The sequence below is a fragment of the Longimicrobium sp. genome (genome assembly GCF_036387355.1).
In the GTDB taxonomy this organism is placed as follows: domain Bacteria; phylum Gemmatimonadota; class Gemmatimonadetes; order Longimicrobiales; family Longimicrobiaceae; genus Longimicrobium.
The window spans coordinates 1-6,941 of the sequence record NZ_DASVTX010000253.1 but is presented as its reverse complement, the minus strand read 5'-3'; the positions used below and the strand labels follow the sequence as shown (position 1 = coordinate 6,941).

Genomic DNA, 6,941 nt, shown 5'->3' with positions numbered 1-6,941 from the left:
AGCCGGTGATGACGGGCACCTGCGCGAGGGCCGGCCGCGCGCCCAGGAGCGCGGCCCCGGCGAGCGCGGCGGCGAGGACGGCGCGAAGGCACTTCATCCGAGGCGAAGAAAGTTGCGCAGCAGGTCGTGCCCGTGCTCGCTGGCGATGGATTCCGGGTGAAACTGCACGCCCCACACGGGGTGCTCGCGATGGCGCACGGCCTGGATCTCGTCTTCCCATCCCTCTTCGTGCGTCCAGGCGACCGCTTCCAGTTCATCGGGAAGCGTGGATGGCTCGATGACGAGCGAGTGGTAGCGCGCCACGGTGAACGGCGACGGCACGCCGCTGAAGATGCCGTCCCCGGTGTGGCGGATGGGGGACGTCTTGCCGTGCATCACCCGCCGCCCGCGGACGACGTCGCCGCCGTACGCCGCGCCGATGCTCTGGTGGCCCAGGCACACGCCCAGGATGGGCGTGGTGGGTCCCAGCTGCTTGATCACGTCCACCGACACGCCGGCTTCCGCGGGCGTGCACGGCCCGGGGGAGATGACGATGCGCTCCGGCGCCCGCTCGCGGATCTGGTCCACGGACAGTTCGTCGTTGCGGCGCACCTCCATCTCCGCCCCCAACTCGCCCAGATACTGCACGAGATTGAACGTGAAGCTGTCGTAGTTATCAATCACCAGAATCACGCGTTAGCTCACTTCACCGCAGGTGGATTCATTGCTGTTTTCGATCCTCATGCCGCATACAGGATCTCGTTGCTGCGCAGCATGTGGTTCCGTACGAACGGGTTGATGACGGCCCGTTTCTCCACGAGGTCCACTTCCCGCCCGTAGAGGCTCGACAGTTCTGCCTTCATGTCGAGGATTTCGTAGAGCGTGTGCCGCGCGTCCGGCTGGAACTCCACGAGCACGTCCACGTCGCTGTCGGGGCGGAAGTCGTCGCGCAGCACGGAGCCGAAGAGCGCGAATTCGCGGATCTTCCACTTGCGGCAGAACGCCTCGATCTGCTCCGGCGGTATCCGGATGTGCATCGGACGGTGTGCTTCAGGCCGCATGCATCACCCGGTTGTTCGCCAGGATGTGCCGGCGCCGGAACGGGTTCACCACCATCGCCTTCTCCACGAGGTCCACCTTGCGCCCGCCGACCATCGCGCGGAGTTCATCTTCCATCGCCAGCCAGTCGCGGTAGGTGGGGTCGGCATCCGGCGCGAACTCCACAAGCACGTCCACGTCGCTGTCGGGGCGAAAGTCGTCGCGCAGCACGGAGCCGAAGAGCGCGAACTCGCGGATCTTCCACTTGCGGCAGAACGCCTTGATCTGCTCCGGCGGGATCTGGATGTGCATCGGTCGGCGGCGCGGGACGGGTGCGGTGTACCCCGGAAAATCACACCCCGTGCCACGGGTCGCAATGCTGGCCCCGGCGGAGCGTTGAAACGGGCGCGGCGGCGGCGTACTGTGTGGGGCGGACCGGGGCGGAGCCCGCCGCATCCTCATCCATTTGAGAGACGGAATGGCCTGGATCTACCTGATCATCGCGGGGCTGCTGGAAGTGGTGTGGGCCATCGGGCTCAAGTACACGGAGGGATTCTCGAAGCTGTGGCCCAGCGTGGGGACGCTCACGGCGATGGGTATCAGCTTCTTTCTGCTTTCCACCGCGCTGCGCACAATCCCGGTGGGCACCGGCTACGCGGTGTGGACGGGCATCGGCGCGGTGGGCGCGGCGATCCTGGGGATGGTGCTGTTCAACGAGCCCCGGACGGCCCTGCGCATCGCCGGGCTGCTGATGATCGTGGGCGGCATCGTGCTGCTGCGCGTCAACTCCAGCGGCCACTGAGCCACCGGCGCAGAAAGAGGGATGCAACGGCTCCGGTGACGCCACTCCATCCCTCGTTCTCACTGTTCCCTGCCGACCTCCGCGTCGACCGCGTGGGAGGCACGTCAGATTGGTTCAGCCGCGCAGCGCTTCGATGCGCGCGATCTCCTCGTCCGACAGGCGGAAGTCGCCGCCGCTCATCACGCCATCCACCTGCTCGGCGCTGCGGGCACCCACGATGGCGCCGGTGACGGCGGAAAGGCGCAGCGTCCACGCGACGGCCACCTCGCCGGGCGAGCGGCCGTGCGCCTCGCCGATGGCGCGCAGTTCATCCACGATGCGGAGCGTCCTCGAAATCTGCGGCTCCTGAAAGTCGGCGCTGCGGCTGCGCCAGTCGCTTTCCGGCAGGTTGGCGGCGCGCTCGCGGGTCATGGCCCCGGTCAGCAGGCCGGACGCCATGGGCGAGTAGGCAATCACGCCAATGCCGTTCTGCTCGCAGAAGGGCAGAATCTCCTTTTCCACATCCGCGCGGACCAGCGAATACGGCGGCTGCAGCGAGGTGATGGGCGCGATCTGCTGCGCCATCGCCATCTGCTCCACGTTCCAGTTGCTCACCCCGATCCACCGCACCTTGCCCTCGCGCTGCAGGTCGGCCATGGCGCGCCAGCCTTCTTCGTTCTGCGCCATGTCGTCGTCGATGGGCCAGTGGATCTGGTACAGGTCGATGGCGTCCACGTTCAGCCGGCGCAGGCTGGCCTCGCACTCGCGCCGGATGCTGTCCGCGCGCAGGACCTTGTCGATGTCGCGGTTCTCGTCCCACACCAGCCCGCACTTGGTAAAGACGTAGGGCCGCGCGCCCGACCATCCCTCCACCGCTCGCCGGACCAGCTCCTCCGAGTGCCCCAGGCCGTAGACGGCGGCCGTGTCGATCCAGTTCACGCCCAGTTCGAGCGCGCGGTGGATGGATTCAATGGCCGCCTCGTCATCCTGCGGCCCCCACGCGAACTCCCACCCCGCCCCGCCGATGGCCCACGATCCAAAGCCGATCGGGGTGATGTCCATGTCCGAGTTGCCCAGCCTGCGTGTCTGCATTGAAGCTCCGTCCGTCCGTTCAGGTGCGTTCGGCCCGCCGCGAGCCGCCGGCTGCCGAAGCTGCGCGTTCCGTGCCCTTGGCGCACGTGCGTTGGCTGGCTCCTTGAACCGCGTCTCTCACGGAGGGCACGGAGGTTCACAGAGGTCACGGGGAACCGCGGAGCAGAACGCGAGCGGCCCCGGACTCCTGCCCGGGGCCGATCGTTCGTGGCGACAAGGATGGATCAGCGCGCGGCGGTGGCGGGAACGGAGACCTCGGCCTGGGCTTCGCGCATGAGTTCGTAGGCGAGGCCGCGGTTGCCGTACGTCATGAACAGGTCCGCCGTGTCCACGTTGCTGAGGACGATGACGACCAGGTCCTGTTCCGGCGCGATCAGGTTCAGGTTGGCGTATCCACCGATCGCGCCCTGCCGCTCCACCAGCGTCACGCGGCGGTCGCCGAACACAAGCGGGTAGCGCCACACGCTCAGCGCCACGAAACCCAGCGCAGGCTCGGCGCGGAACATGGTGTCGCGCATCGCGGCCGGGAACAGCCGCCCCCCCAGCAGCGCACGGTCGAAGCGGAACAGGTCCTCCGCCGTTCCCGCCAGCGCCCCCGCCGCGCCGTACGAGGCGATGCGGGTCGGCGGCTGCGGCGCAAAGCCGCGCGCGGAATCGGCCCCGGTCACCCCGACGTAGCCCTGCGCCAGCCGCGGCTCCACGCGGTCATCGCGGATCATGGAGGTGGCGCGCAGCCCTGCGCGGTCCAGAATGCGCGACCGCATGGCCGCCTCGAACGGCTGCCCGGTGACCGCCTCCACCACGCGCCCGGCGAGCAGAAAGTCCAGGTTGTTGTAGACGAACTTGGTCCCCGGCTCCGACGCCAGGTCCGCCGCGAGCGCCTGGGTGATCATTGCTTGCCGCGCGCTGTCCGCCTCGATGTAGTAGCCCGGGAGCGCCTCGGTGTTGGGGAGCCCGGAGCTGTTGGTGAGCAGGTGGCGCAGCGTGACGCGGCCGGCGTGCCCCGCGCGCAGGCCGGGCAGATAGGTGGAAAGCGGCGCATCCAGCGACAGCTTTCCTTCGCCCACGAGCTGCAGCACCAGCGCGGAGGTCGCCTGCTTGGTGATGGAGGCCCACGGAAACCGCGTCTCCGTGGTGTTGGCCACGTTCCACGAGCGGTCCGCCATGCCGATGGCGCGCTGGTAGACGATCTGGTCGCCGCGGCCCACCAGCACCACGCCGTCAAAAGCGCCGCGTGCGTGGTGCGCCGCCACGACCGCCTCCAGGCGGGAACTGAGCGGGGCGGCCGGTGGGGACGCGGGTGCGGCGGACTGCGATGCGAGCTGCGCCGGCGCCAGGGCCGCGGCAAGGAGCAGAAAACGCACGGGTTCGCGGGGGAAGCGGGTTTGCCGACGGGAAGTGAATTGCCACCCGCCCAACATAGTGCAAACCCTGTTCGCCCGCACCATCCTCGTTGCGGCCCCGGGGATCCGCGGCCAAGATTGTACGCACCTTCGGCGGCAAACCCGTGCCTTCCCGGCCCGCATGGACGATCCACAGGCGATTGAGTTCCGGGTGCGCAGCATCACCCTGCTGCTGGGCGCGTTTCAGGGGCTGGTGCTGGCGGCGCTGCTGGCCGCCTCGCGCCGCAACGCCACGGCCAACCGCCTGCTCGCCGCGCTCCTGCTGCTGATGGTGCTGCGCATCACGCCGTACATCATCGGGTTCGCGGGGGTCTACGACGTTTATCCCTGGCTCACCTTTGCCCCGTTCGAGCTGTCGCTCGGCTTCGGGCCGCTGCTGTACCTGTACGTCCGCCGCCTGACGGACGATGGCCTGCCCCGACGCTGGGCGCTGCACCTGGCGCCCGCGGCCGTGCAACTGGGCTACTACGCCGGTGCCTTTGCCCTTCCTCTCGCCGAGAAGTGGGCGTGGAACGACGCCGTGCACGAGCCCTGGCTGGCGGGGCTGGAAACCGCGGCCGCGCTCCTGTCGTTCGGGATCTACCTGGTGCTGGCGTGGGGGCGGTACACCGCGTACCAGCGCTGGCTGGATGAAAACCTGAGCAACCGCGAGCAGTTTCGCCTGGGGTGGCTGCGGGGATTCCTGATCGCGTGCGGCGCGCTGCTGGTGCTGTGGGCCGGCTATTCGGCCACGGAGGCGTTCATCCGCCGGCTGGAGTACCTGGACCGCTTTCCCTTCTACCTCGCCCTCGCCGCGCTGGTCTACTACCTGGGGCTGGAGGGGTGGCGCCACGCGCGGCTCGTCTACCCGCGTCCGGTGGACGAACCCATCACCGTACACGCGCCCGCCGCGGCGGGGGAGCCGTTCGCCGCGCCGGAACCGCCCCTGCCAGCCGCACTCGTCGCCGCGTCCGCGCCCGCCGGGGTGGACGAGGACGGCGGCCGGGGGACCGCAACGGGGTCCGTCTACCCGGCGCTGGCGGCGGGGTGGCGCGAACAGGTACGCGCGGCGGAGTGGTGGCGCGACGAGTCGCTCACCCTCGCGGCGCTCGCCCGCAAGCTGCACGTCTCCCCGCGCACCCTTTCGCGCGGGTTGAACGAGGGATTGGGGCAGTCCTTCAACGAGTTCATCAACCGCATGCGGGTAGACGCGGTCGTGGCCGAACTGCGCGACCCGTCGTGCGACCGCGACGTGCTGCGGGCGGCCTTGGACGCCGGCTTCAACAGCAAGGCGAGCTTCAACCGCGCGTTCAAGGCGTACACGGGGCAGACGCCATCCGCCATCCGCCGCGCCGCCTCCGCCGTGTAGCGGACGGCGCATCGCCCCCGCGCGATCCGTCGTGCGGGCCGGGCGCCCCTGCCCCTCCCGCGGAACGTCTCACCATCCGCCAACCGGCCTCCCCGGCCGAAATCGCGACGCAGGCCGCGGTGGAAAGCGTGACTCTTCCGGTGCAGCCATCGCCCGGAAACGCTCACGAGAGAACGCCCATGCGCCACCTGTTCCGCGCCGCCCTGCTCCCGGCGGCCACGCTCATCATCACCCTCTCCCCAACGCTTTCCGCCCAGAGCGGCCCGTCTGACGAGGCGCGGCTGGACGCGATGTTCGCGGCCGTGAACACCGACAGCACGCCCGGGTGCGTGGTCGGGATCGCGCGGACGGGCGAGCCGGACCTGATCCGGGCATACGGCTTGGCGAACCTGGAGACGCGCACGCCCAACACGCCGGCGACGGTGTTCGAGGCGGGATCCGTATCCAAGCAGTTCACCGCCGCCGCCCTTCTGGTGCTGGCGCGGCGGGGCCGGCTTTCGCTGGACGACGACGTGCGCCGTCATCTGCCGGAACTTCCGGACTACGGCGCGCCCGTGACACTGCGCCAGATGCTGAACCACACCAGCGGCATGCGTGACTGGGGCACCGTGGTGGAATTCACGGGCTGGCCGCGCGGAACACGGGTGTACACGCAGGGCGACGTGCTGCGCGTGGCGGCCCGGCAGCGGGCGCTCAACTTCGCCCCCGGGACGGAATACCTGTACAGCAACACCAATTACACGCTGGCCGCCATGGTGGTGGAGCGCGTGAGCGGAACGAGCCTGGCCGAGTTCACCCGGCGCGCGCTGCTGGATTCCATCGGCATGGCGCACACCTCGTGGCGCGACGACTTCCGGCGCGTGGTGCCGGGCCGGGCGCAGGCGTATGGCTCGGTGGAGGGTGGAGGATGGCGGCTCAACATGCCGTTCGAGAACACGCTCGGGCACGCCGGCCTGCTCACGACGGTGGAGGACCTGCTGCGCTGGAACGCGAACCTGGAACGCTCGCGGGTGGGCGGCGCGGAGTTCGGCGCGCAGATGGCGGAGGCGGGACGGGTCGCGGGCGGGCGTGCGGTTCCGTACGCGCTGGGGCTGGAGCCGGGCACGCGGCGCGGGGTGGCGAGCGTGACGCACGCGGGCGCGACCGGCGGATACCCCTCGTTCCTGGGCCGATATGCGCACCGGGGGCTTTCCGTGGCAATCCTGTGCAACGCGGGGAGCATCAACACCGAAGAGATGGGGCCGCTCGTGGCCGACCTGTTCCTGCCTGCCGCGCCCCCGGCGGCGTCCGCGCCCGCGGC

The 6,941-nt window shown here is 69.8% G+C and carries 8 protein-coding genes; 3 read left to right on the top strand and 5 right to left on the bottom strand.

The features are described 5' to 3' along the window. Positions 1 to 93: 93 nt before the first annotated feature. Genes VF665_RS11085 through VF665_RS11075 form a run of 3 tightly spaced genes read right to left on the bottom strand, consistent with a single transcriptional unit; the run spans position 94 to position 1,329 of the window. Complete coding sequence (locus VF665_RS11085; protein WP_331053495.1) at positions 94 to 672, bottom strand: aminodeoxychorismate/anthranilate synthase component II; 579 nt, start codon at positions 670 to 672, stop codon at positions 94 to 96. 47 nt (positions 673 to 719) lie between these two features. Continuing rightward, entirely contained in the window at positions 720 to 1,016 is a 297-nt protein-coding gene (locus tag VF665_RS11080; RefSeq protein WP_331053494.1) for a nucleotidyltransferase family protein, read from the bottom strand. 13 nt (positions 1,017 to 1,029) lie between these two features. After that, a complete protein-coding gene (locus tag VF665_RS11075; RefSeq protein WP_331053493.1) occupies positions 1,030 to 1,329 on the bottom strand; it encodes a nucleotidyltransferase family protein in 300 nt (99 codons plus the stop codon). A 166-nt stretch (positions 1,330 to 1,495) separates the two neighbouring features. Here VF665_RS11075 and sugE point away from each other — a divergent pair, with 166 nt between their 5' ends. Further along, positions 1,496 to 1,819: a quaternary ammonium compound efflux SMR transporter SugE gene (gene sugE, locus VF665_RS11070; RefSeq protein ID WP_331053492.1), complete on the top strand. Its 324-nt coding sequence runs from the start codon at positions 1,496 to 1,498 to the stop codon at positions 1,817 to 1,819. A 114-nt stretch (positions 1,820 to 1,933) separates the two neighbouring features. Here the strand turns inward: sugE and VF665_RS11065 are convergent, their stop codons facing one another. Both VF665_RS11065 and VF665_RS11060 read right to left on the bottom strand, forming a co-directional pair. After that, a complete protein-coding gene (locus tag VF665_RS11065; protein WP_331053491.1) occupies positions 1,934 to 2,890 on the bottom strand; it encodes an aldo/keto reductase in 957 nt (318 codons plus the stop codon). A gap of 224 nt (positions 2,891 to 3,114) precedes the next feature. After that, positions 3,115 to 4,254, bottom strand: a complete 1,140-nt coding sequence (locus VF665_RS11060) for a serine hydrolase domain-containing protein (protein WP_331053490.1) — start codon at positions 4,252 to 4,254, stop codon at positions 3,115 to 3,117. Between the two features lie 190 nt (positions 4,255 to 4,444). Between VF665_RS11060 and VF665_RS11055 the strand changes: the two genes are divergently transcribed. Next, on the top strand, positions 4,445 to 5,641 hold the full coding sequence (locus VF665_RS11055; RefSeq protein WP_349263122.1) for an AraC family transcriptional regulator: 1,197 nt from the start codon (positions 4,445 to 4,447) through the stop codon (positions 5,639 to 5,641). A gap of 179 nt (positions 5,642 to 5,820) precedes the next feature. Continuing rightward, the coding region (locus VF665_RS11050; RefSeq protein ID WP_331053488.1) for a serine hydrolase domain-containing protein at positions 5,821 to 6,941 on the top strand (1,121 nt) is incomplete at its 3' end.

What these genes read in the sequence shown, in the direction of transcription:
- sugE (WP_331053492.1), top strand. Translation starts at nt 1,496, where the DNA reads ATGGCCTGGATCTACCTGATCATCGCGGGGCTGCTGGAAGTGGTGTGG.
- VF665_RS11065 (WP_331053491.1), bottom strand. Translation starts at nt 2,890, where the DNA reads ATGCAGACACGCAGGCTGGGCAACTCGGACATGGACATCACCCCGATC.
- VF665_RS11080 (WP_331053494.1), bottom strand. Translation starts at nt 1,016, where the DNA reads ATGCACATCCGGATACCGCCGGAGCAGATCGAGGCGTTCTGCCGCAAG.
- VF665_RS11075 (WP_331053493.1), bottom strand. Translation starts at nt 1,329, where the DNA reads ATGCACATCCAGATCCCGCCGGAGCAGATCAAGGCGTTCTGCCGCAAG.